Here is a 24,768-nt window from a genome sequence, read left to right on the forward strand (position 1 = left end):
GATGATGAATGTTATTAACTATAAAAAAGGTTAAAGAGCTGTATGATATAAGCAGAATTACATTAATAAACTGGGAAAAGGAAGGATTAATAACCCCAGTAGAACACCAAAAGGAAGAAGAAGGTACAAAAAAGAAGATATAGAGAAGTTATTAGGCATGCTGGAAGAAAAACCAAAACCTAAAGTAGTTTTGTATGCAAGAGTGTCCACAAAGAAACAAGAAGAATATCTTAAGAATCAAATTAGAAGGCTTGAAGAATACGCTAATTCCCAAGGATGGCAGTATGAAGTCATACATGAGATAGCAAGTGGAGTAAATGAAAATAGAAGAGGCTTATTAAAGCTTTTGAACAAGATAAAAAGAGGAGAAGTTGAAAAAGTTGTAATAGAATATCCTGATAGACTAGCGAGATTTGGCTTTGAATATCTCAAATTTTTCATGGAAAGCTTTGGGGTGGAGCTTATAGTTTTAAACGGGAAAGAAAACGAAGAAGATGCAAACAAAGAACTAGCAGAAGACTTAATAGCAATAGTAACATCTTTTGTAGCAAGAATTTACGGGCAAAGGGGCAAAAAGCATGATAGTAATACAGGCTAAACTTATTTTTCTAAACCAACAAGCCAAACAAATAGTATTAGACTTAATGAGAAGATGGTCATCCTACATGAGATTTGCATACAAAAGGCTTCTAGAAGGTTATGATAGAAAAACATTAAAAAGAGACCTTCAGGGGATGTTTGACTTAAACTCAAGATATGTAGATGATGCAATAATGAAAGCAAGAAGCACACTAGAATCTGCTAGAGAATTAGGTAAGAGTCCAAAGAAAGTCATTTTTGGAGGAAGAGACTTGTTTGGAAAACTTCAAAAGCGCCATATAAACGGGAAGGCATATGAAAAATTAAAAATTAGGTGGCAGGAGAAGAGAAAAGGAAATCTATATTCAAGAGGGGATAAAAGCAAAAAAGGAAATCTCAACACAAGAATAGAAGTAAAAGAAAATGGTACTTTCTTAAGGATAAATGTAGGGGAAAGAAAATATGTATATGCCAGAATAGAAGCAGGCTACAAAAAGAATAAGAGAAGAGAAGAACTTCTGCAGGAAATTGGAGAATCAAACATACCCTACTCTGTAGAATTAAAACTCAAAAATGGCAATATATACGCCTATTTTGCTATTGAAGAAGAATATCCAGAGATAAAAATAACAAAAGAAAGAGGGGTCATAGGAATAGATGTGAACGCATATCCGGACAACATATCATGGGTAGAAGTAGATGAAAAAGGAAATCTAATAAGTTATGGTAAGATACCTATGCCAGAGCTTGCAAGCGACAGTAAAGACAAAAGAGAATATTTCAGATGGCAATATGCTCATGAGATAGTAAAAATAGCAAAAGAGAAAGGAAAAGCAATAGTAATTGAAAAATTGGACATAAAAGAAAAAGGCAAAAGAGGAGACTTTTCAGGGAGAAAATCAAGGAGAATAAGGCATAGCTTTAGCTATAAATCACTTCTTTCAAAAATAAAAACACTAGCAAAAAGAGAAGGGATAGAAGTAATAGAAGTCAATCCTTCTTACACATCAATAATAGGGATGTTAAAATATGCACCGCAGTATATGATAACAAAAGATATAGCAGCAGCCTTTGTAATAGCAAGAAGAGGGTTGGGACTTCAAGAAAAGATACCAGATAATTATATGAAGTTTCTCAACGCATTGACTGTAGAAGAATTAGAAGAATTAAAAGAACATGTAAAGAAAACAGTTGGAAATAAGCATTTAAAGAAAAAGCATTTAAGGGAAATAAATAAAGCAATAAAATTTTTGCAAAGCCTTGGGAGTGAGCCAGAAAGGGTGCTAAAACCTCTGTATGGAACAAGTTTTAGTGCCTATGATTTCTGGAGAGTTCTCAAGGTAGCGGTGGTGACTCCACTCTCTCCTGAGAAGGTACCAAGAGACTTCTCTACCCTGAAAGGATTACTAATTCAGGGTAAGTGGAGAGACCCGTAAGGGCGCAAGTTCCTGCTTCTTGGGGCAGGGGCTATGGCTTTCCCAAATACCGCCTGCTGGGGCTGGGAAAGTCTGAAGGGCGGACTACAAATACCCCAGCTATCTAAACTGTACATTTTTGTACAGTTTGGGTAACCAGGTTTTAAAATGACGCTTGACGACATAAAGGAAATGATTAGAGAGATACCAGATTTTCCTAAAAAAGGAATAAGATTTAAAGATATAACTCCTGTTTTAAAAGACGCCAAAGCTTTTAACTATTCTATAGAGATGCTTGCTAAAGCGTTAGAGGGGAGGAAATTTGACCTTATCGCAGCTCCAGAGGCGAGAGGATTCTTGTTTGGAGCACCTCTTGCTTTTCGCTTAGGAGTGGGATTTGTTCCGGTGAGAAAACCCGGGAAGTTACCTGCTGAAACCTTAAGCTACGAATATGAACTAGAGTACGGCCTGGATTCTCTTGAGATACACAAAGATGCGGTAGTTAAGGGGCAGAGAGTTGTGATAGTGGATGACCTTCTGGCTACAGGGGGAACTGTTTACGCTTCAGCCAAGCTTGTAGAAAGCTTGGGAGGAGTAGTGGATTCTATTTTGTTTTTGACGGAACTGACATTTCTAGATGGTAGAAAAAAGCTTGACGGATATGATATAATTTCATTAATAAAGTTCTAAATATCTTTAAAGTGGCATTTTGCCACTTTAAATTATAAGGTGTGATGACTGTGATAGAAAAAGTAATAAATAGAGTAAAACAATACATGGGGGAAAATGCAAATTTAGACCTTTTATATAAAGCCTACAACTTTGCAGTGAAAGCCCATGAGGGGCAGGTAAGGAATTCAGGGGAGCCTTACATTGTGCATCCTGTAGAAGTCGCATACATTCTTGCTGATTTGGAGCTAGACCTTACTACAATTGCTGCAGGGCTTTTGCACGACGTGATTGAGGACACAGGTGTTACTTATGACCAGTTGATGGAAGAATTTGGAAAAGAAATTGCTGACCTGGTAGATGGGGTTACCAAATTGGGAAAGATAGAGTATAAAAGCAAAGTTGAGCAACAGGCTGAAAACATGAGAAAAATGTTAATAGCGATGGCAAAGGATATAAGGGTGATACTCATAAAATTAGCCGACAGGCTTCACAACATGAGAACTTTAAAGTATTTGCCTCCTGACAAGCAGAAGGAAAAGGCAGAGGAGACATTAGAAATTTATGCGCCTATAGCCCACAGACTGGGAATATCAAAAATAAAATGGGAATTGGAAGATCTGTGCCTGAGGTATTTGCACCCTGAAGAGTATTACGACTTAGTAGAAAAAGTTGCTGCAAAGAGAAAAGAGAGAGAAGAATTTATACAAAACATAATAGCCACTATCAAGCAAAAATTAGATGAGATGGGTATACCAGCGGAAGTAGATGGGCGGCCAAAGCATTTTTACAGCATATACAAAAAAATGAAGACTCAAAATAAGACTTTTGAAGAAATTTACGACCTTTTAGCTATAAGAATAATTGTAAATACGGTAAAAGACTGCTACGGCGTGTTGGGAATAGTGCATACCTTATGGAAGCCAATTCCAGGACGTTTTAAAGATTACATTGCTATGCCTAAGCCAAATATGTATCAATCTCTTCATACCACAGTTATAGGCCCCAAAGGAGAGCCTTTTGAAGTACAGATAAGGACGTGGGAGATGCATAAAACTGCTGAATACGGTATTGCAGCCCACTGGCGCTATAAAGAAGGGAAGACCACAGAAGACGAGTTTGACAAAAAGCTTGTATGGTTAAGGCAGCTTTTAGAATGGCAGAAGGAATTGAAAGACCCTAAAGAGTTTATGGAAACTTTAAAGATAGACCTTTTTACAGACGAAGTTTTTGTGTTTACTCCAAAAGGGGATGTCATCAGCTTGCCGGCAGGGTCTACTCCTATCGATTTTGCGTACAGCATACACACTGAGATAGGTCACAGGATGAATGGTGCCAAAGTAAATGGGAGAATAGTTCCTATAAACTATCAGCTTAAGACGGGAGATATTGTGGAAATACTAGTAAGTCCTAATAAAGATAGAGGGCCTAGTAGGGATTGGCTGCAGATTGTCAAGACTTCTCAGGCGAGAAACAAAATAAGGCAGTGGTTTAAAAAAGAGAAAAGGGAAGAGAATATAGCTCGCGGAGAAGAAATGTTAGAGAAAGAGCTGCGGCGCCAGGGGATACAGCCTTCAATGATTAAGACAGAAATATGGGAGGAAGTGTTAAAGAAATTAAACATCCATACGATGGAGGACTTATATGCTACAATAGGTTATGGCGGACTTACGTTAAACCAGGTAATTCCAAGAATTAAGGAAGAAATAAGAAAATCTCAAAAAACCGTTCCTAAAGTCCAGACTCCCACAAGAGAAGAGAAGAAGAAAGAGAAGAAAAATGGCGCTGGAGTCATTGTAAAGGGCGTTGACAATGTCATGGTCAGATTTGCTAAGTGCTGTTCTCCTGTGCCGGGAGATGAAATAGTTGGATATGTGACGAGAGGAAGAGGAATTTCCATTCACAGGAAAGATTGTCCGAATGTGAGAGACCTCCTGTATGACAAAAACAGAATAGTCGAAGTGGAATGGGCACAGGACAGAAACATGGCCTATCAAACAGATATTCAGATTATGGCAAATGATAAGTTTGGGCTTTTGACAGAAGTTACTGGAGTTTTGGCAGATGCTAAAATAAATGTAAAAGCTATAAACGCCAGGACTACTAGAGACAACATAGCCATTATAAATCTCACTTTAGAGATTACTTCAAAAGAGCAGTTAGAAAAGGTGATGAACCGCCTTAAGTCTCTAGAAGGAGTAATGGATGTGTACAGATTAAGTGCATAGGGGTGATTTTGTGAGAGCTGTTGTACAAAGAGTAACTCGCGGAGAAGTGAGGGTAGACGGCGAAGTTGTGGGGGCTATAGGAAAAGGGTTTGTGGTTTTAGTGGGAATTGCTGAAGATGACACGGAAGAAGATATAGCTTATATGGCAGACAAACTGGTGAATTTGAGGGTTTTTGAAGATGAAGAGGGAAAAATGAATTTATCCCTTCTTGATGTGGGAGGAGAAATGCTTTTGGTTTCTCAATTTACCCTTATGGGAGATGTGAGAAAGGGTAGAAGGCCCAGTTTTACTTCTGCGAAAAAACCTGAGGAAGCACTTCCTTATTTCAATAAGCTTGTAGAAGAAGTCAGAAAAAAGGGAGTAAAAGTGGAAACTGGTAAATTTCAAGCTATGATGAAGGTATTGATTGAAAATGATGGCCCAGTCACTATTTTGATTGACTCAAAAAAATTATTTTAAGTGGAGCTGAGATCTATGGAAGTAAAAAGGTACGTGGTGGGACCTTATGGAGCAAATTTATACGTTGTCTGGGATAGAGATACAAGAGAGGGAATAATAATAGACCCTGGAGAAGTGTATGACGAGATAAAGAACTATATAAAAGAAAATGGTATAAAGGTAAAGCACATCCTTCTTACTCACGGGCATTTTGACCATATAGGCGGAGTAGAGGAGATCAGAGCCTTTACAGGAGGAAAAGTTGCGATTTCAGAAGAAGATGCTCCGATGCTTTTAGACCCTTCTCAGAATTTATCAGAGATGGTCTTTAAAAAGGTGATTTGCTCACCAGCTGATATAATTCTAAAAGACAAAGATGTACTAGGCTTCGGAAATTATTATGTAGAAGTTATCTCTACACCAGGGCACACCAAAGGAAGTGTATGCTTTAAGATTGGAGATGTATACTTTACAGGGGATACTTTATTTAGGGGTTCTATAGGAAGACACGATTTTCCTGGAGGAAATTTTGAAACTCTCATGGCTTCAATAAAAGAAAGGCTTTTAACTTTAAAAGATGAAACAGTGATATACCCGGGCCATGGTGATTTTTCCACAATAGGAAGGGAAAAAAGGCTTAATATGTTTTTGAAAAATTTAGTATAAAAAGCAAGAGGAATTTATCCCCTTGCTTTTTATTCATATCTCAATGCTACTATTGGGTCTAGTTTTGCTGCTTTTTGAGCAGGGTATATTCCAAAGAATATTCCAACTGCGGTGGAGAAGAAGAAAGCGATAAGTATCGCGTTTATTGAAATAATTGGTTTTATGTCGATAAAGGGGCCTACGATATTAGCTAAGAGGTATCCCAGCAAAATTCCTATTGCTCCTCCTATAAGGGATATGGTAACAGACTCTATCAAAAACTGTATCATTATATCTTTTCTCCTTGCACCTACTGCCTTTCTTATCCCTATTTCTTTGGTGCGTTCAGTTACAGAGACAAGCATTATATTCATAATTCCTATTCCGCCTACCAAGAGAGAAATACCCGCAATCGCACCTATCACAGTTGTAAATATCCCAAGGATTCTGTTAAATTCCTCTAAAAAACTTATAAGATTTTCTGTCTTGTATTTGTCTTTGTTGTGGTGTAATGATTCTATTAAACGCACTGCCTGGGAAGAAGCTTCTTCTAATTGGCTTTGGTCGTAAGTCATTACATAAATTTGAGATATGTTTATGTCAGGGAAAATTTTTTGTGCGTAAGTTATAGGAATTGCAGCGATTATGGGTATTTGATCAGCTATTGATCCACCTAAGCTTTTTAAATTTCCACTGTCTATGACGCCAATTATCTTCGCTGTATCAAAATAATAATAGGTGCCTATTTTAATACTCTTTCCTACACAGTCTTCATAGCCAAACAGTTCTATAGCTGAGTCTTTATCAATGAGTATTACATTTCTTCCTAATAAGATGTCCTTTTCATTTAGGAATCTCCCGTGAATTACTTTGAGGCTGGAAATATTGCCATAGTCAAAGTCTGTTCCTATAAAAAGAGCTCTTTTAGTGTATTTTTCAGTTTTAGCAAGTCCCATTTTTTCTGCTACTGGTGCAGCGTATTTTACAGAAGGCAATCTTTTTCTTATCATTTCTACATCTCTTAAGGTTAACCTATCGCCCTCTCGAATGTCCACGTCGTTTCTCATTTTTATAGAAAATACATTTACGCCTATTTTTTCAAACTCTCCTAATATTGCCTTTTGCCCTCCTGCTCCCAAAGACACAATTGTTATCACAGAAGCGATTCCTATTATGATACCCAACATTGTTAGGAAAGTTCTGAGCTTATTACTTAAGATACTTTCAATGGCTACTTTAAAGGCTTCCCAGATATACATTATTCTCACCTGTCAATAAGTTATTCTATTTGAAACCAAACTGTCTTCTACAATGAGCCCATCTCTTAAGCGAACTATTCTTTTTGCATGATTTGCAATGTCTTGTTCATGTGTGACCATGATAATTGTAGTACCTGCTTCGTTTAATTGGTGGAAAATCTTCATTATCTCAATGCTGGAAGCTGTATCGAGGTTTCCTGTAGGTTCATCTGCCAGAAGAAAAGAAGGGTTCATCACTATGGCTCGGGCGATTGCAACTCTTTGCTGTTGACCTCCAGAGAGTTCATTAGGCTTGTGATAAATTCTATCAGATAGCCCAACTATTTCTAATGCTTTTAGTGCCCTTTCTCTTCTTTCTCTTGATGGTATTTTTGCGTATAACATTGGAAGTTCTACATTTGCCAACGCGTTTAATCTGTGCAAGAGATTGAAAGATTGGAACACGAAACCTATCTGACGGTTTCTTAAATAAGCCAACTGGTCATCACTTAAAGTAGAGACCTCTACTCCATTTAGTTTATAGCTTCCAGCAGTTGGCCTATCTAAAAGTCCAATTATATTCATTAGAGTGGATTTGCCAGAGCCTGAAGGCCCTACTATTGCCACGTATTCTCCTTTGTCTATTTTTAAGGATACTCCTTTTAATGCTTCTACTTGCACTTTTCCTAGGCTGTAGACTTTTTTTATTCTTTCAAGCTCTACCATCATTCTTTACCGCCTTTCGTCATTACTTTTACTCCATCCTTTATGGCAGCGCTCGGATTTAGTATGACCTTATCTCCCACATTTACTCCTTCTAAAATTTCTGTTTCAAGGTCAGAAGTAAGGCCTGTTTTTACTTTTCTCTGCTTTGCTATTCCATTTTCAACCACATACACAAATTCGTTGCCGTTTTTATCAGTTACGATTGATTCTGAGGGTATTTTTATTATGTCTTTCTTTTCTCCAATCTTTATGTCTACATCTACTTTAAATCCAGGTTTTATTGTGCCATCGTTATTTAGAATATCTACATAGACTTTAACTACGCTGTCTCCTCCTGTTTGGCTCATCACTTTTACAGCGGTAGGGCTTATTTTATTCACTTTTCCTTCAAAAGTTTTGCCTGCAAAGTGTATGTAGGCTTGCTGTCCTTCGCTTAAGTTTACCGCGTCATAAGGGTTTACATCTAACACTACTTGCAAATTTTGCAAATCTTCTACTGTTATTGCGGGGAACTGGGTTGAAGTGAAATAATTATTTTCTTTTGCGTTTAAAGAAGTTACCGTTCCATCAAAGTCAGCTGTCACGTATTTTTGCATTTTGTTCATGTTCTGCTGTATGCTTTTTAAGTTTAACTCAGCAATTTCTACCTGCTTTTCCTGAAGCTTAATCTGGTCATCAAGGCTTAAAGAGGAAGTAGGCTGTTGAAACTGTGCTTGAGTCTGATGAGGTATTGACTGCTCTGAAGCGGGAGCTTGCTGTGGTAAAGAAGGAGTTGGAATTTGACTTTGTTCAGTTTGTTTCTGCTTTAAATTTTTTAATGCTTCTAACTGTATTTGCGCCATTTCCAGTTGCTTTTTTGCAATTTGGTATTGAATAGAAAGGTCCTGCGTTTCTAACTCTAAAAGTCTATCCCCTTTTTTTACTTGATCACCGACAGAAACATACACTTTTAAAACTTTTGTAGGTGAAAATATGTAAAATTCCTGTTTAGACTTTGATTCTACTACGCCACTGGTAGAGAAAAGAGAAACGAGGTCTCCTTTTTCCACCTTAGAAACAGTGACTTCGACTGCAGAGCCTGCCTCTTTGTTCTTTACAGAGATAAAGTAGATAGAAGCTACCACAATAATTAAAACTACAATCCAAATCCAGATACTTTTTTTATTTTCCATAGACACCACCTTTGATTTTTATAATCCCTCTTTAATCTTTTGGAGGATGCTTTTTAAGGCCTCTATCTCTTCAGGCGAAAGTTTACCAAATATTGGCATCAGCACTTTTTTTCTAAATTCTACTAAATGTTCGTGTATATTTTCTCCCTTTTCTGTGAGAGAAATTTGGACCTTGCGCCTATCATCGATGTCCAAATCCCTTTTCACCAATCCCTTTTCTACTAGTTTATCGACTATTGTTGTCAGGGTGCTTGGGGATATTCCGAGTTCAGAGGCTACATCTTTCATGTACATCGGAGTATGTTTATTTTCGCTTAGCACCATTATCACTTGCTGTTCGCCTAAAGTTAAATTTTCCTGAAGTTCAGAAAGGTTATTTGCCCTTAATTGGTTGTTGAGTTTCTGGCGTATAGTTCGTAACAAGTCATACAATAGTTTGCTATTTTCTTCCTTGCTCATAAACTTTCACCTCAAAAATATTTCGTACATCAAAATATTAGTTCATCGAAATTGTTTTGTCAAGATATGCTTTTAAAATTTTATAAATTTTTACGAATTTCTACGAATAAAAGAAAGATATAGAGAAAATTTGTCGAATAATTAAACAACAACACCTATTTCATTTGAGATTGTTTTCAAAAATTTTCACAGAGTTCTACTTATTTTTTCCCATTTCCCTTCCATGGAGTTTTTTCTCGCTTAGAAAGGAACATGGAAATATACAAGAAAACGTTATAAATACTAATGAGTACTTTTTAAATAATCGAATTAATCCCCGTTAAAAACTACTATTTTTCAAGAGAGAAGGGGAAATATAAAATGTGTTTTTCATTCACGAACATCAGAGAGTCCAGGATTTTTCAAAAAATGCTTTTAATAGCGTTTACTACAGCATTTTTGGGTCAAATATATATTTTCCCATTTGGAACTTCTTTTCGTGTAGGAATGGGTGTAATAGTTTTTGTAGTGTTACTTCTTTATTTTTCAGAGGTTAATATTTTTTTCACGGCTCTTCTTACAAGCGTGATTGTTCCAATCTTTCGAATCTTGTTAGATATAGCTTTTAATCAACTTCCCTGGACAGAAGCCTTTTCACACCATTTTCCGACTAGCATTTACTACATAGCTTTTGGAAGCATATTTAGACGATTTCATTCTACAAATCCTTCTGATAATTTGCTCTATTTCGTGGTTTATTTGGGAATAATAGATACTCTTAGCAATTGTGCAGAATTATTGGTGAGAACCTTAGTTACTAAAGAAATTCCTTTGCAATTTTTTGATGATGCTATCCCTTTTATTGCAGCAGTAGGTTTTAGTAGAGGACTTATAATTTTATTGTTGTATTGGTTACTTCAAAAGTATACTTCAATGATTTTAGAAAAAATAGAGAAAGAAAGGTATCTGCGATTTTTAGTACTCAGTTTAAATTTAAAAAATGAACTCTATTTTTTGGTAAGAGCTGCTGATAAGATTGAAAAAGTGATGAGAAAAAGTTATGAGGTGTATAGTTTGCTTAGTAGTGAAAAAGAAACAGAACAAATAAAAGAGGAGCTTAAGAATAAAGCACTGGAGCTTGCTGTAGATATGCACGAAATTAAAAAAGATTACTTTCAAGTTAAGGGTCGCATAGAGAAATTATTACCCGATGTAGATGTAACTGAGGCTATTGAAATTAGAGAAATAATGGAATTTCTAAAAAAACTTTCATTAGAATATGCAGAATCTCTTAACAAAACTGTAAATATAAGATTTGAAAGCAAATTAAATTTTAAGACAGACAAATATGCTTATCTTTTTCCCTTGCTCAATGAATTGATTCAAAATGCTATAGAAGCTATTGATAAAGAAATAGGGGTAATAGAAGTTGAACTTTCACAGGATGGTGAAGATGTGATTTTTAAAGTGAAAGATAACGGAGAAGGAATAAAACCAAAAAATTTAGAGACAATTTTCGAACCAGGCTTTTCAACTAAATTTGACAAGAATACTGGTAAGATGTCCTCTGGATTGGGGTTGTGCCAAGTGAAACGGCTTGTTGAAATTTTAAAAGGAGAAATTTCTCTTCATTCAGAATTAGCGAAGGGAACGGTTTTTACTGTCAAAATTCCTAAAGAGATGCTTATAAAAAAGTAGGAGGGGCGAAAAATGCAAGAAAAAGGAACTGCTTTTTATTTAGTTGATGACGATAGAAGTATCAGAAGAATTCTTGCTAATATAATTGAAGAAAACGAACTAGGAGAAGTAATAGGGGAAGCTGAAAATGGGAAACAGGCTGAAAAAGAGATTTTAGCTTTGAAGCCAGATATAGCCATTATTGACCTTTTGTTGCCTTTCCAGGATGGAATTCAGACAATTGCTAATCTTAGAATGCATCAAGACCTTAATTGCAATTTTATAGCGATTTCTCAGGTAAATGATAAAGAAATGGTAGCAAAAGCTTATAAAGCAGGGATTGAATTTTTTATTCACAAACCTCTCAATGTGATTGAAATAATAACTGTGGTGAAAAAAGTTCAAGAGTTAAAATTTTTAAAAGAGACTTTTAACAATATAAGTGCCGCAGTAAAGCATTACATGAAAAAAGAAATTCAGAATATTTCTGGTACAGAAGAACTAGAGAAAAAAATTAAAGGCGTTTTGGCTGAACTTGGCATTTTAGGAGAAATGGGGGCTAGAGATATAATTAACCTTTTGGGGTTGATATGGAAGAAAGAGATAGACCTATCTTCTACTACTCTTGCAGAAGTCTATGAAAAACTAAGTCAACTCTATGAATCAAGAAATAAAATAAAGATAGAAGCTAAAGCTATTGAAATGAGAATGAGACGTGCAATGGCGAAAGCTTTATCAAATATTGCTCTGAGAGCAATAGAAGATTACGGGGACGAATATTTTATCAGATATGGACATGTTCTTTTTGATTATGGAGATATAAAAACAGAAATGGATTACTTTAGAAAGAAGACGTCTAATAGAGGAAAAATAAATGTGAAGAAATTTTTAGAAGGGCTCTTGTGGATAATTGAAGAAAATAGCTTTTAAATTTGCCGAGTTAAATTCGGTTTTTTTTTGTTATTAAATGTTGGAGTGTATGTAAAATTTATTTTACAAGAGAGTTCACAGAGTTCAGATATCGTTTGCAAGTTTTGTAAAGGAAGGAGGTGCAAATTTATGAGCAGCACGGGTTCACTCACAGTGGAGGAAAAAAGGAAAATAGCACTCCAAAGAGCGGAAGAGTTAAAAAAGAAGATAGAGCCATACTTGAGAGCATCTGAAAAAATAGAGACGGGCTTTAAGTTATCAGAAAAATTTAGAGAAAACAAGGAGAAAATTAAAAACTTATTTGGAGCAACAGAAGAGGAATGGAATGATTGGCGATGGCAGATAAGAAATCGTATAAGTGATGTTGAAACTCTCAAAAAGATTGTAAACCTTTCTGAGGAGGAAATTGAAAACATAAAGAGGGTAAGTACTCGCTACAGATGGGCAATTTCACCATACTATGCTTCTTTAATGGATCCGGATAATCCTTTCTGTCCTATTCGAATGAGAGCTATCCCAAGTATTAAGGAACTTACAGATAAATATGGAGTTCCAGACCCGATGGCAGAAGAATATACTTCTCCCGCTCCTTTAATAACACGTCGTTATCCTGATCGACTGATTATAAACGTAACAAATCAATGTGGCATGTTCTGTAGACATTGTCAGAGGAGACGCAACATAGGAGAAGTGGATTATCCTGCAAAACACGAAGACATAGAAGCGGCATTAGAATATATTCGAAATAATCCAGAAATTAGAGATGTGCTGATAACAGGGGGAGACCCTCTCACTCTTGAGGATGAAAAAATCGACTGGATTTTGTCAGAATTAGATAAAATTCCACATGTAGAAATAAAACGAATAGGGACGGCTGCCCCAGTGACTTTTCCACAGAGAATTACCGATGAATTATGCAAGATTTTAACAAAACATCTGCCTCTGTACATTAATACCCAGTTTAATCATCCAAAAGAAGTTACTGAAGAAGCAAAAGAGGCTTGCTTTAAATTAGCAAGAGCTGGGGTGGCATTAGGAAATCAAGCAGTGCTTTTAAAAGGGATAAATAATGACCCTCATGTTATGAAAAAGTTAAACCACGAATTACTTAGAATTATGGTTAAACCTTACTACATTTTCCATGCGAAATCTGTTCAAGGGACTACCCATTTTGTTACTACAGTTCAAGATGGATTAGAGATTATGGAACAACTTCGCGGTTATACTTCAGGGCTTGCCATTCCGTGGTATATAATCAATGCACCTGAAGGGCATGGGAAGACTCCTATTGTGCCTCAGTATCTCCTTATGGTTGGGAAAGAATATGTTCTTATAAGAAATTGGGAAGGAAAAGTTTTTGAATATCCGAATGGCTTCCCTGACGATTAAATTTTTATAGGGGTAAGGGGAAGAAATGTAACATTTTCCCTTACCCCGAAAAATAAAAAATTATGAGGAGGAATGTAAGAATGGCAGTTAATCCTTTAAAGGCTGTTCAAGAACAGATAAAAAATGCTTGTGAACTTCTCAATTTAGAAGAATCAGTCTATGAGATATTAAAAGAGCCTCTCAGAGTAATGGAAGTTTCCATTCCCGTACAGATGGACGATGGAACAGTGAAGGTATTTAAAGGTTACAGGTCACAGCACAACGATGCCCTTGGACCTGCAAAAGGGGGAATAAGATTTCATCCGGACGTTACACTTGATGAAGTAAAAGCTCTTTCTATGTGGATGACCTTTAAATGCGGTGTAGTTGGGCTTCCATACGGCGGAGGAAAAGGAGGAGTAGCAGTTAATCCTCAAGAACTTTCACCAACAGAACTAGAAAGATTGAGTAGAGGTTATATTCGGGCAATTTCCAGTATAATAGGGCCTGAAAAGGATATACCAGCACCTGACGTAGGTACAAATGCTCAAGTGATGGCATGGATGGTAGATGAGTATAACAAAATAGTCGGTTATAATAGTCCGGCAGTTATAACAGGAAAACCTTTGATATACGGGGGTTCAAAAGGTAGGGTTGATGCTACAGGATATGGAGTAGCGCTAATCGCGCGCGAAGCTGCGAAAAAGTTAGAAATGGATATAAAGAACTGTACTGTAGCCATACAGGGTTACGGAAATGTAGGAAGTTACACGGGAATTCACCTGCAGAGACTGGGTGCAAAGATCGTAGGGGTAGTAGATATATATGGAGGGGTATATAACGAAAGGGGAATTGACGCAGAGAAGTTAGCAGAACATGTGAGAAAGACAGGGAGTGTCAAAGACTTTGAGGGCACTACTTCTTTAACAAATGAGGAACTATTTGCATTGGACGTAGATGTACTAATTCCCGCAGCTCTTGAGAATCAAATTACGGAAGAAAATGCTCCGAATGTGAAAGCGAGGATGGTATGTGAAGCGGCAAATGGTCCTACAACACCTGAGGCAGACAGGATACTGAGAGAAAAAGGAATTTTTGTAGTACCGGATATACTTGCTAATTCTGGTGGGGTGATTGTTTCTTACTTCGAGTGGGTGCAGAATTTGATGAATTATTATTGGACTGAAGAAGAAATAAAAGAAAGGCAAGAGATTGTGATGATAAATGCATTTAATAATATATACCAATTGGCTCAAGAATATAAGGTTGATATGAGAACAGCTGCTTATATGATTGCTATAAAGAGAATATATGAAGCGATGAAAGTAAGAGGATGGATATAGAGGAGGTAGAAAAATGAATCTCTCGCAGAATGCTCTTCAAATAACCCCTTCTATGACTTTAGAAATAACGGCAAAGGCGAGACAGTTAAAGGCAGAGGGAGTTGATGTCATAGACTTTGGAGTGGGTGAACCTGATTTTGATACTCCTGACTATATAAAAGAGGCTGCAATTGAAGCGATAAAGAAAGGCTATACCAAGTATACGCCTGCTTCGGGAATACTTGAACTAAAAAAGGCTATATGTGAAAAACTGAAAAGAGAAAATGGTCTTTTTTATGAACCAGAGCAGATTGTAGTTTCTAATGGGGCTAAACATTCTATATATAACGCACTTTCTGCAATATTAAACCCGGGAGATGAAGTTATCATACCTGTACCTTATTGGCTAAGTTATCCTGAAATGGTAAGGCTCGCTTATGGTAAACCAGTGTTTGTTCAAACAAAGGAAGAAAATAATTTCAAAATTACAGCTGAAGAACTCACGGCCGCCATAAACCCGAAAACGAAAGCTCTAATATTAAACAGCCCGAACAATCCCACAGGAGCTGTTTATACAAGAAAGGAGCTACAAGATATTGCTGAAGTGGTAGAAGAAACAGGAATATTTGTGATTTCTGATGAGGTATATGAAAAATTGATTTATGAAGGAGAACATGTCAGTATAGCTTCATTGGGTGAAAAAATTAAAGAACTTACGATAGTGGTAAATGGCATGTCCAAAGCTTATGCAATGACGGGATGGAGGATAGGTTATACTGCATCTTCTTTAGACGTTGCGAAAGTTATGGCTAATATTCAAAGCCATACTACTTCAAATCCCAATTCTATTGCTCAATATGCCAGCGTCACAGCATTGACTGGAGATGGAGTGGCAATAAAAAGAATGGTAGAAGAATTTAACAAAAGAAGGCTTTACGCTGTAGAAAGAATAAGTAAGATGAAAGGCTTAAAAGCAGTTAGACCACAAGGAGCTTTTTACGTCTTTGTGAACATTGAAGAATATGTAGGCAAAAAAGTAAATGGTAGAAAAATAAAAGGGTCTTTAGATTTTGCTACCCTTCTCATTGAAGAGGCAAATGTAGCTGTAGTTCCTGCCTTACCTTTTGGTATGGATAATTATATAAGAATCTCATACGCAACCTCTATGGAAAACATAGAAAAAGGACTTGACAGAATTGAAAACTTCTTGAATAAGATTTAGAACTTTTAAGTAGGAGGAGTTGATAAAGGTGAAATTTGACGGGGTAAGACCCACCCGCGTAGAAGTATATCTAGATGCAATAACACATAACTTCAGAGAAATAAAGAAGATAGTTGGAAAAAATGTGAAAATAATGGCGGTGATAAAAGGGGATGCATATGGTCATGGAGCTTCATATGTAGCCAAATTTTTAGAAAAAGAAGGGGTAGACTATTTCGGAGTAGCAACTACAGAAGAAGCTTTAGAGTTGAGGGAAAAGGGAATAAAAACTCCTATTCTAATTTTTGGTTATACTCCTCCTACACAGTTAAGACAAATAGTTAAACATGACCTTACTCAAACGGTGTACGATATAAAATATGCGAAAGAGTTAGAGAAAGAAAGTCTAAAACAAAACAAAAGAGCAAAAGTCCATATAAAAATTGATACAGGTTTGGGACGAATCGGATATATTGATTTTGATTTAGCGCAGAAAGAGATTCTAGAAATGGCAAACATGAGAGGATTAATATTGGAAGGGATATACAGTCATTTTGCTGCCGCATCCGAAGATGATAGGGATTATTGCAAAGAGCAGTTCGACAAATTCATGAATCTAATTAGTAGTTTGGAGAAAAAAAGGTTAAAAATTCCTTTAAAACATATAGCCAATGCGGCAGCTATTTTAAATCTCAATTATTCTCATTTAGATATGGTAAGGCCGGGTATAATTTTGTTCGGTGCATATCCTTCAAAGAGAGTAGAACGAAAGGTAGAATTGAGAGAAACACTGAGGTTTACTACGCGGGTGGTCCATTTAAAAGATGTACCAGCGGGATTTTTTATAGGCTACGGCAAAAGTTTTGTGACAAAAAGAAAAAGTGTAATAGCTACTATCCCCGTGGGGTATGCGGATGGACTTGATAGGAGATTATCTAATAACTATAAATTGCTATTAAAGGGAAAGTATGTTCCAATAGTAGGCAGAGTATGTATGGACCAGTGCATGATAGATGTTACTGATGTAGAAGGTGTGGAAATAGGAGATGAGGTGGTTATTATAGGGACACAAAACAATGAGACAGTTTCTGTAGAATCTATGGCTGATAAAATTGAAACTATTCCTCAAGAAGTTTTTTCTAGAATTAGCAGAAGGGTGCCTAGAGTGTATTTTTATGATGGAATAAAGATTGGAGAAGTAAATTACTTAAAGTGAGGTGAAGGACTGTAAACCATGGAAAGGAGAGTTAAAATAACAGAAACAGTTCTAAGAGATGCCCATCAGTCTTTGATGGCTACTCGCATGACTACAGAGGAAATGCTGCCTATTGCAGAAAAGCTTGATAAGGTGGGATATCATTCTCTTGAGGTTTGGGGAGGAGCTACCTTTGATGCTTGTCTCAGGTTTTTAAATGAAGACCCGTGGGAGAGGCTGCGGGAATTAAAAAAGAGGATAAAAAATACACCCCTGCAAATGCTTTTAAGAGGGCAAAATCTGGTAGGATACAGACATTATCCGGATGACATTGTAGAAAAATTTATAGAAAAGGCTGTAGCTAATGGAATAGACATAATAAGGATCTTTGATGCTTTGAATGATGTGAGAAATTTGGAAGTTTCCATAAAGGCGACAAAAAGGGTAGGAGCCCATGCGCAAGGGACTCTTGTCTATACTATAAGCCCTGTCCACACTATAGACCACTACATAAGAGTGGCAAAAGAACTGGTAGAATTAGGTGTAGATTCTATCTGCATAAAGGACATGTCGGGCATATTGAGCCCTTATGTAGCCTATGAACTGGTGAAGAGGCTCAAAGAGACAGTTAATGTTCCCATACAGCTGCACGGCCATTACACGAGTGGAATGGCTTCCATGACTTATTTAAAAGCCATAGAAGCAGGGGTGGATGCGATAGATACAGCAATTTCTCCTTTAGCTTTGGGCACTTCTCAGCCTGCTACAGAGACCATGGTGGCAGCTTTGAAGGGAACTCAATATGATACAGGGCTTGACCTTGAACTTCTCTCAGAAATTGCTTCATATTTTAAGGAAGTAAAGCGAAATCACTATAAAGAAACAGATTTCTCAATGGTAATGGGTATAGATACTGATGTGCTTGTCTACCAGGTTCCGGGAGGAATGCTTTCAAATCTCATTGCACAGCTAAAAGAGCAAAAAGCGCTTGACAAGTATAAAGAAGTTCTAGAAGAGATACCGAGGGTGAGAGAGGACCTAGGATATCCGCCTCTAGTTACTCCAATGAGTCAAATGGTAGGTACACAGGCGGTTTTAAATGTGATAACTGGTGAGAGGTATAAAATGGTTCCAAAAGAGATAAAGGATTATGTCAAGGGACTGTACGGCAGGCCTCCTGCACCAATTTCTGATGAGATAAAGAGGAAAATAATAGGTGATGAAGAGGTAATTGAGATAAGGCCGGCGGACCTCTTAAAACCACAGTTTGAAGAGGTAAAAGAAGAAATAAAAGAGTATTACGAACAGGAAGAGGATGTACTGACATATGCTCTTTTTCCGCAAGTGGCTAAAAAGTTTTTTGAGTACAGAAGGGCGAAAAAGTATTTTATAGATTCTAGTATGGTTGGTGAGGGAAACAGAGTGTATCCTGTCTAATTTAAATTCCAGAGGTGAAGGAAAATGTCGAAGGTGTTAATGCAGGGAAATGAAGCAGTGGTAGAAGGAGCAATAAGAGCCGGGATGAGGTTTTACGCAGGGTATCCAATAACTCCTTCTACTGAAATTGCCGAATTGTGCGCCGAGAAGCTTCCTTTTGTAGGCGGGAAATTCATTCAGATGGAAGATGAGATTGCCAGCATGGCTGCAATAATCGGCGCATCACTGGCTGGGTTAAAAGCCATGACAGCCACATCAGGGCCTGGGTTTTCTTTGATGCAGGAGAATATAGGCTTTGCAGCAATGGCGGAGGTTCCATGCGTAGTGGTGGATGTGCAGAGGATGGGTCCCAGCACAGGTATGCCCACATCACCTGCGCAGGGAGATGTAATGCAGTCAAGATGGGGAACTCATGGAGACCATTCCATAATAGTTTTATCGCCATCCTCAGTAAAAGAAGCCTATTATGTCACAATACAGGCTTTTAATCTGTCAGAAAAGTACAGGACTCCTGTTGTAATCCTCATTGATGAAGTGATAGGTCATCTGAGGGAGACGGTAAATTTAGACGAGTACGGGGATATTGAAATAATTGAAAGAAAAATCCCAGAGGATATAGAAAATTACCTTCCCTACAAAGATATAGAAAATGGAGTTGCTCCTTTAATTCCCTTTGGAAAGGGAGTAAGATACCACGTCACGGGACTTGTGCACAATGAAAAAGGCCTTCCCACAAATGACACAAAAATTGCGGAGAGACTAATAAAAAGATTGGTTGACAAAATAGAAAAAAACAAGGAAGACATAGTCATGTACAAGGAAAAAGGCGAAAAAGAAGGAGACATTCTCTTTATCTCTTTTGGTTCAACATCAAGGGCAGTAGAAGCAGCAGAAGAAGAACTTAAGAAAGAGGGCTTTAAAGTTGGCATTTTTAGACCAATAACAATATGGCCTTTTCCTGACACAAGACTTAGAAAGATATACCCTAAATTCAGAAAAATATTTGTAGTAGAGATGAATAGAGGGCAGCTATACTACGAAGTGGACAGGGTAGTAAAGAGGGAAGGGGAGGTAGAGAATATAAACAAGGCGAACGGGGAATTTTTTACTCCTTGTGAAATTGTAGAGAAGGTAAAGGAGAGAATAAAAAATGGCTTCTAGGCTTGTGGAGGAATACTTCAGAAAGGAAACGTTACCAAACATATGGTGCCCAGGCTGTAGCAATGGAATAGTGGCAATGGCAATAGTGAGAGCGATAGACAACTTAAAAATTGGCAAAGACAAAGTGGTAGTAGTATCAGGGATAGGATGTTCTTCAAGGGCTTCAGGTTACTTAGACTTTAACACCTTACACACCACTCACGGCAGGGCAATAGCTTTTGCCACAGGAGTAAAATTTGCAAATCCAGAACTTACGGTGATAGTGATAACAGGGGACGGGGACAATGCGGCTATAGGTGGAAACCATTTCATCCACGCAGCGAGGAGGAACATAGACATAACGGTCGTCATGTACAACAACCACATATACGGCATGACAGGAGGTCAGGCATCACCTACAATACCAAGGTACGATAAAGCCACAACAGCACCCTATGGCAGCATAGACAGGGATTTTGACATATGCAAATTGGCTATAGGTGCAGGAGCAACTTATGTGGCCAGAGGCACAGCCTATCACGTACAGCAACTTGTAAAACTCATAGAAAAAGGGATTTCCCACAAAGGCTTTTCTTTCATTGAAGCCATGAGCATATGCCCCACCTACTATGGCAGAAGGAACAAAAAGGGAAGCCCAGCAGACATGTTGAAGTGGCTTAAAGATAATTCGATTGACATAAACAAGGCAGCTAAAATGAAGCCGGAAGAATTGGAAGGCAAGATAATAATAGGCGAATTTGTAAACATAGAGGCTCCTGAGTACACAGAAGAGTATCAAAAGATGGTAGAGAGATTGAAGGTGAGTGTAAAATGAGGTCGCTTGAAATAAGGTTAGGAGGGTCTGGAGGACAGGGGTTAATTCTTGCAGGAATAATTTTGGCAGAAGCGGCAATACTGGATGGGAAGGTAAGCGTGCAGAGCCAATCCTATGGGCCTGAGGCGAGAGGAGGTTCCAGCAAAGCAGAGGTAATAATAAGCGATGGAACCATTGTGTATCCAAAAGTTTTAAAGCCAGATGTACTGCTAGCTTTGACGAGTTCTGCCTATAAAAGCTATAAAGAGGATGTAAAAGAGACAGGGCTTATAATAGTTGACGATTCTGTAGAGGTAGAACAAGAGAGCAAAGTAAAGACATTAAAATTTCCAATATTAAAAACAGCACAGGAAGTTGTAGGAAAAGCATATGTTGCCAATATAGTCTCTCTAGGTGTTATAGCAGAGCTTACAAAGATAGTTAGTAAAGAATCTTTAGAAAAAGCTGTTTTAAAGAGAGTGCCGGCTGGCACGGAAGAACTTAACAGAAAAGCTTTAGAAGAGGGTTTTAAACTGGGGGGAGTTCCATGGGATAAATAAAAAGGAGGACCTTATAGAAAGAATACAGAACTGCTATGCTCACCTTAGTAAAAGTCAAAAAATGATTGCGCAATACATTGTGAACAATTATGAAAAAGCAGTGTTTATGACTTCCAAAGATATTGCAAAAGAACTTAAAATAAGTGAATCTACTGTTGTGAGATTTGCAAGTGAATTAGGGTATAATGGTTTTCCAGAACTGAAGACTGCTCTGCAGGAGTTTGTGAAGGGCAAGTTGACCACATTGCAAAGGCTAGAAATAACAAAGGAAAGTAATGAAGAAAAACTACTTGCAGAAGTCCTAAACTTGGACATAGGAAGCATAAAACAGACACTCAACGAAGTAGATGTGGGAACTTTCAAAAAAGTAGTAGATTGTATTTTGAATGCTCGAAAAATTTATATTGTTGGGCTGAGAACTTCTACGGTGATAGCTGAATACATGGGGTTTTATTTGAACTTGCTTCGTGATAACGTAATAGTAGTAAAGAGAGGAGTATCAGATCTTTTTGAACAGATTTTAAGGGTAGAGAGAGAAGATTTAGTGATAGGAATAGGATTTCCTCGGTATTCCAGAAGGACTGTGGATTTGCTTAAATATGCAAAATCACAGGGGGCTACAGTTATCGCATTAACCGACAGTTTTATTTCCCCTCTTGCGAGGATAGCAGATGAGGTGCTTACAGCCAAGAATAGTATAATCTCCTTTGTGGATTCTCTTGTGGCTCCATTAAGTCTTGTAAATGCGATTGTAGTAGCAGTGGGAACTAGAGAAAGAGAAACAATAACAGGTGTTTTTGAAAAGCTAGAGAATATTTGGGAGGAATATGAGGTATATCTGACTAAATTTTAATTTTTCTGGGGATAAGAGTGGAGGTAAGGAATGACCGAGAGGGGATGCCTATGGAAAGATACTGGGCTATGACAGCAGAAAAAGTGGTTGAAAAGTTAAAAACAGATTGTGAGAAGGGACTTTCAGATGAAGAAGCTATAAGGAGATTAACTGAATATGGCGAAAATTCGTTAGAGGAAGAAAAAATAAAATCACCTTTAAGGATGGTTATTGAACAATTTAAAGATTACCTGGTGATAATACTGATAATAGCTTCTGTAATCTCCTTTTTTCTTAAAGAAGCAATAGATGGAATTTTAATATTAGCCATTGTAATTTTAAATGCTCTGATAGGTACATTACAAGAATACAAAGCTGAAAAATCTATTACAGCTCTTAAAAAACTTTCTCAACCTTTTACCAAAGTTATAAGGGAAGGAAAATTAAAGGAGGTGAATGTAACCGATATTGTGGTAGGAGATGTGGTAGTTATAGGAAGTGGAGATGTAATTCCTGCAGATGGCAGGTTAATAGAAGCGAAAAATCTACGCATTGATGAAGCACCTTTGACGGGAGAATCTGTTCCTGCAGAAAAAACGGAAAAAGAATTGGAAGATAAAGAAATACCTTTAGGTGATAGAAAAAATATGGTTTATATGGGTACAAATGTAGTGTACGGGAGAGGAAAATTCATTATAACTGCCACGGGGATGAATACAGAGATAGGCAAAATTGCTTCTCTGATAAGGTCGGAAAAAGAAGTCAAAACTCCTCTCCAGATTAGACTGGAAGAGCTAGGAAAGATTTTAGGTACAGCCATATTACTGCTGTGTGCAGTGATGTTTGTAATAGGAAGTTTATTGCAAAATAGACCATTGTTTGATATGTTCTTAACATCTGTAAGTTTAGCAGTAGCGGCAATTCCGGAAGGGTTACCTGCCATTATTACTATTACTTTGGCTTTGGGTATTCAAAAAATGGTAAAAAGAAATGCGATAATAAGAAGGCTTTCATCGGTAGAGACCCTTGGAAGCACAAGTGTGATTTGTTCTGACAAAACAGGAACGCTTACAGAAAACAAGATGGCTGTTGTTAAAATGTATGTGGACGAAAGAGAAATAGATATAAATGAGGAGAAGGAAATTGAAAAATCAGAAAAATTTCTTATTGAAAGCGCGGCTCTATGTACTGATGTTGCCATAGATACAACTGGTCAAATGATAGGAGATCCTACGGAAATAGCTTTGGTGGTTGCTTTAAATAGAGTAACAGGATTAAAAAAAGAGGAATTAGAAAAAAGATTTCCAAGAGTAGAGGAAATTCCTTTTGAATCAGAAAGAAAGATGATGTCAACTATCCATTCTATTGAAGGAAAGACATTTAGAGTAATAACCAAAGGAGCGCCTGACTATGTAATCAAAATGTGTGGATATGTATTGAAGAAAAACAGAATAATTCCTTTAGATAAAAATGAAGTAGAAACCATTCTTCGTGTTAATGAAAAAATGGGACAGCAAGGGTTAAGAATTCTTGGTGTTGCTTATAAAGAGTTGACAAAATTACCTGAAAAACTTGTAAGTGAAGAGGTAGAAAATGACCTGATTTTTATAGGCCTTGTGGCTTTGATGGACCCACCGCGGAAAGAAGTTAGGGAAGCTGTTGAAGTATGCAAAAGAGCGGGAATAAAGCCTGTGATGATAACCGGCGACCATAAGATTACAGCTTCTGTTATAGCTAGAGAAATTGGAATTTTAGAAGAAGGAAATAAAATATTAAGCGGAGAGGAACTAGAAAAAATTTCAGATGAAAAGCTAACTGAAATTGTTAAAGAGATTTCTGTTTTTGCCCGTGTTTCTCCTCAGCACAAATTAAGAATTGTTAAAGCGTGGCAGAAAAATAACGCTGTGGTAGCTGTTACAGGTGATGGAGTAAACGATGCTCCAGCACTCAAGCAAGCTGATATTGGAATTGCTATGGGTATTACAGGTACAGAAGTGGCTAAAGAGGCTTCTGACATGATTTTAAAAGGTGATAATTTTGCCACAATTGTTGCTGCAGTAGAAGAAGGCAGAACTATATTTGCAAATATAAAAAAAGCAATTCATTACTTGCTGAGCTGTAATTTTGGTGAAATTTTTGCACTTTTTGTAGCTACTATTTTAGGAATGTCTCTTCCACTAAAACCCGTACACATACTTTGGGCAAACCTAGTAACAGATAGTTTGCCGGCTTTGGCGTTTGGATTCGAACCTTCTCAAGAAGATATAATGAAAAAACCACCTAGACCAAAAGATGAAAGCATTTTTTCTGGGGGATTGATATATAGGATTCCTTTTGAGGGAGCTGTTATCGGAATAGTCACACTTATTGCTTTTATTGTGGGGCTCGAGAAGGGAATAAATGTGGGCAGAACAATGGCTTTTGCAGTGATGAATCTGTCTGAATTGGTCCAGGCTTTAAATGTTAAGTCAGAAAAGATAGGAATTAGGGATAAGTTTTCCAACAAGCATATGGTTATTGCGTTCCTGATAGGAGTAATATTTGTACTCGCTTTAGTTATGACTCCACTAAATGAAATTTTTGATTTTTCTCCTATTAGTTATTATCAATGGAATGTTGTAATACTCTTGTCACTTATTCCTCTATTGACGGGTGAAATAATGAGGCTTAGAAAAAATTTTAGATAAATTTTACGTAGAAATAAGTTTTTTCTTGTTACAAAACGTTATATACGATATAAAAT

General features: G+C 37.2%; 21 protein-coding genes and 1 pseudogene. 18 read left to right on the top strand and 4 right to left on the bottom strand.

Features of this window, described 5'->3' with window-relative positions; genetic code table 11:
• Window positions 1-8: 8 nt before the first annotated feature.
• From TTE_RS05670 to TTE_RS05695, 6 genes and pseudogenes are all read left to right on the top strand, one after another.
• Window positions 9-598: pseudogene (locus TTE_RS05670) on the top strand (IS607 family transposase).
• Complete coding sequence (locus TTE_RS05675) at window positions 579-2,015, top strand: IS200/IS605 family accessory protein TnpB-related protein (protein WP_011025526.1); 1,437 nt, start codon at window positions 579-581, stop codon at window positions 2,013-2,015. Before TTE_RS05670 ends, TTE_RS05675 begins: the two are co-directional and overlap by 20 nt.
• A 147-nt stretch (window positions 2,016-2,162) precedes the next feature.
• Window positions 2,163-2,684 carry an adenine phosphoribosyltransferase gene (locus TTE_RS05680; RefSeq protein ID WP_009610921.1) on the top strand — a complete coding sequence of 174 codons (522 nt, stop codon included), beginning with the start codon at window positions 2,163-2,165 and terminating at the stop codon, window positions 2,682-2,684.
• A gap of 50 nt (window positions 2,685-2,734) precedes the next feature.
• Window positions 2,735-4,891, top strand: coding sequence for a RelA/SpoT family protein (locus TTE_RS05685; RefSeq protein WP_011025527.1), 2,157 nt, complete (start codon window positions 2,735-2,737; stop codon window positions 4,889-4,891).
• A 10-nt stretch (window positions 4,892-4,901) separates the two neighbouring features.
• A complete protein-coding gene (gene dtd / locus TTE_RS05690) occupies window positions 4,902-5,351 on the top strand; it encodes a D-aminoacyl-tRNA deacylase (protein WP_041587146.1) in 450 nt (149 codons plus the stop codon).
• 15 nt (window positions 5,352-5,366) lie between these two features.
• Window positions 5,367-5,996, top strand: a complete 630-nt coding sequence (locus TTE_RS05695) for an MBL fold metallo-hydrolase (RefSeq protein ID WP_041587147.1) — start codon at window positions 5,367-5,369, stop codon at window positions 5,994-5,996.
• A gap of 29 nt (window positions 5,997-6,025) precedes the next feature.
• Here the strand turns inward: TTE_RS05695 and TTE_RS05700 are convergent, their stop codons facing one another.
• Genes TTE_RS05700 through TTE_RS05715 form a run of 4 tightly spaced genes read right to left on the bottom strand, consistent with a single transcriptional unit; the run spans window position 6,026 to window position 9,570 of the window.
• The gene (locus tag TTE_RS05700) at window positions 6,026-7,234 is read right to left on the bottom strand and encodes an ABC transporter permease (protein WP_009610930.1); all 1,209 of its coding nucleotides are present in this window, start codon (window positions 7,232-7,234) and stop codon (window positions 6,026-6,028) included.
• A gap of 12 nt (window positions 7,235-7,246) precedes the next feature.
• On the bottom strand, window positions 7,247-7,939 hold the full coding sequence (locus tag TTE_RS05705) for an ABC transporter ATP-binding protein (protein WP_041587313.1): 693 nt from the start codon (window positions 7,937-7,939) through the stop codon (window positions 7,247-7,249).
• Window positions 7,939-9,111, bottom strand: coding sequence for an efflux RND transporter periplasmic adaptor subunit (locus TTE_RS05710; protein ID WP_009610918.1), 1,173 nt, complete (start codon window positions 9,109-9,111; stop codon window positions 7,939-7,941). Before TTE_RS05710 ends, TTE_RS05705 begins: the two co-directional genes overlap by 1 nt.
• Before the next feature lie 18 nt (window positions 9,112-9,129).
• Window positions 9,130-9,570, bottom strand: coding sequence for a MarR family winged helix-turn-helix transcriptional regulator (locus TTE_RS05715; RefSeq protein WP_011025531.1), 441 nt, complete (start codon window positions 9,568-9,570; stop codon window positions 9,130-9,132).
• A 408-nt stretch (window positions 9,571-9,978) separates the two neighbouring features.
• Here TTE_RS05715 and TTE_RS05720 point away from each other — a divergent pair, with 408 nt between their 5' ends.
• The 12 genes from TTE_RS05720 (at window position 9,979) to TTE_RS05775 (ending at window position 24,712) form a co-directional block, all read left to right on the top strand.
• Window positions 9,979-11,247, top strand: coding sequence for an ATP-binding protein (locus TTE_RS05720; protein WP_157858516.1), 1,269 nt, complete (start codon window positions 9,979-9,981; stop codon window positions 11,245-11,247).
• A gap of 12 nt (window positions 11,248-11,259) precedes the next feature.
• Entirely contained in the window at window positions 11,260-12,156 is an 897-nt protein-coding gene (locus tag TTE_RS05725; RefSeq protein WP_011025533.1) for a response regulator, read from the top strand.
• Between the two features lie 129 nt (window positions 12,157-12,285).
• Window positions 12,286-13,545, top strand: coding sequence for a glutamate 2,3-aminomutase (gene eam, locus TTE_RS05730; RefSeq protein WP_011025534.1), 1,260 nt, complete (start codon window positions 12,286-12,288; stop codon window positions 13,543-13,545).
• An 80-nt stretch (window positions 13,546-13,625) separates the two neighbouring features.
• Window positions 13,626-14,867, top strand: coding sequence for a Glu/Leu/Phe/Val family dehydrogenase (locus tag TTE_RS05735; protein WP_011025535.1), 1,242 nt, complete (start codon window positions 13,626-13,628; stop codon window positions 14,865-14,867).
• A gap of 13 nt (window positions 14,868-14,880) precedes the next feature.
• Entirely contained in the window at window positions 14,881-16,068 is a 1,188-nt protein-coding gene (locus tag TTE_RS05740; RefSeq protein ID WP_011025536.1) for a pyridoxal phosphate-dependent aminotransferase, read from the top strand.
• Window positions 16,069-16,096: 28 nt separating this feature from the next.
• Window positions 16,097-17,263 (top strand): alanine racemase, encoded by a 1,167-nt coding sequence (alr, locus tag TTE_RS05745; RefSeq protein WP_011025537.1) that lies wholly within the window; start codon window positions 16,097-16,099, stop codon window positions 17,261-17,263.
• Between the two features lie 18 nt (window positions 17,264-17,281).
• Window positions 17,282-18,679, top strand: a complete 1,398-nt coding sequence (locus tag TTE_RS05750; RefSeq protein ID WP_011025538.1) for an oxaloacetate decarboxylase subunit alpha — start codon at window positions 17,282-17,284, stop codon at window positions 18,677-18,679.
• Window positions 18,680-18,703: 24 nt separating this feature from the next.
• Complete coding sequence (locus TTE_RS05755; protein ID WP_011025539.1) at window positions 18,704-19,840, top strand: 2-oxoacid:acceptor oxidoreductase subunit alpha; 1,137 nt, start codon at window positions 18,704-18,706, stop codon at window positions 19,838-19,840.
• Entirely contained in the window at window positions 19,830-20,654 is an 825-nt protein-coding gene (locus TTE_RS05760; protein ID WP_011025540.1) for a 2-oxoacid:ferredoxin oxidoreductase subunit beta, read from the top strand. The genes TTE_RS05755 and TTE_RS05760 overlap by 11 nt, the downstream gene beginning before the upstream one ends.
• On the top strand, window positions 20,651-21,193 hold the full coding sequence (locus TTE_RS05765; protein WP_011025541.1) for a 2-oxoacid:acceptor oxidoreductase family protein: 543 nt from the start codon (window positions 20,651-20,653) through the stop codon (window positions 21,191-21,193). The genes TTE_RS05760 and TTE_RS05765 overlap by 4 nt, the downstream gene beginning before the upstream one ends.
• A complete protein-coding gene (locus TTE_RS05770) occupies window positions 21,186-22,046 on the top strand; it encodes a MurR/RpiR family transcriptional regulator (protein ID WP_041587149.1) in 861 nt (286 codons plus the stop codon). Before TTE_RS05765 ends, TTE_RS05770 begins: the two co-directional genes overlap by 8 nt.
• Window positions 22,047-22,063: 17 nt before the next feature.
• Window positions 22,064-24,712 carry a calcium-translocating P-type ATPase, SERCA-type gene (locus TTE_RS05775; RefSeq protein WP_226990173.1) on the top strand — a complete coding sequence of 883 codons (2,649 nt, stop codon included), beginning with the start codon at window positions 22,064-22,066 and terminating at the stop codon, window positions 24,710-24,712.
• Window positions 24,713-24,768: the final 56 nt, after the last annotated feature.

Source organism: Caldanaerobacter subterraneus subsp. tengcongensis MB4, assembly GCF_000007085.1.
Classification (GTDB): domain Bacteria; phylum Bacillota; class Thermoanaerobacteria; order Thermoanaerobacterales; family Thermoanaerobacteraceae; genus Thermoanaerobacter; species Thermoanaerobacter subterraneus.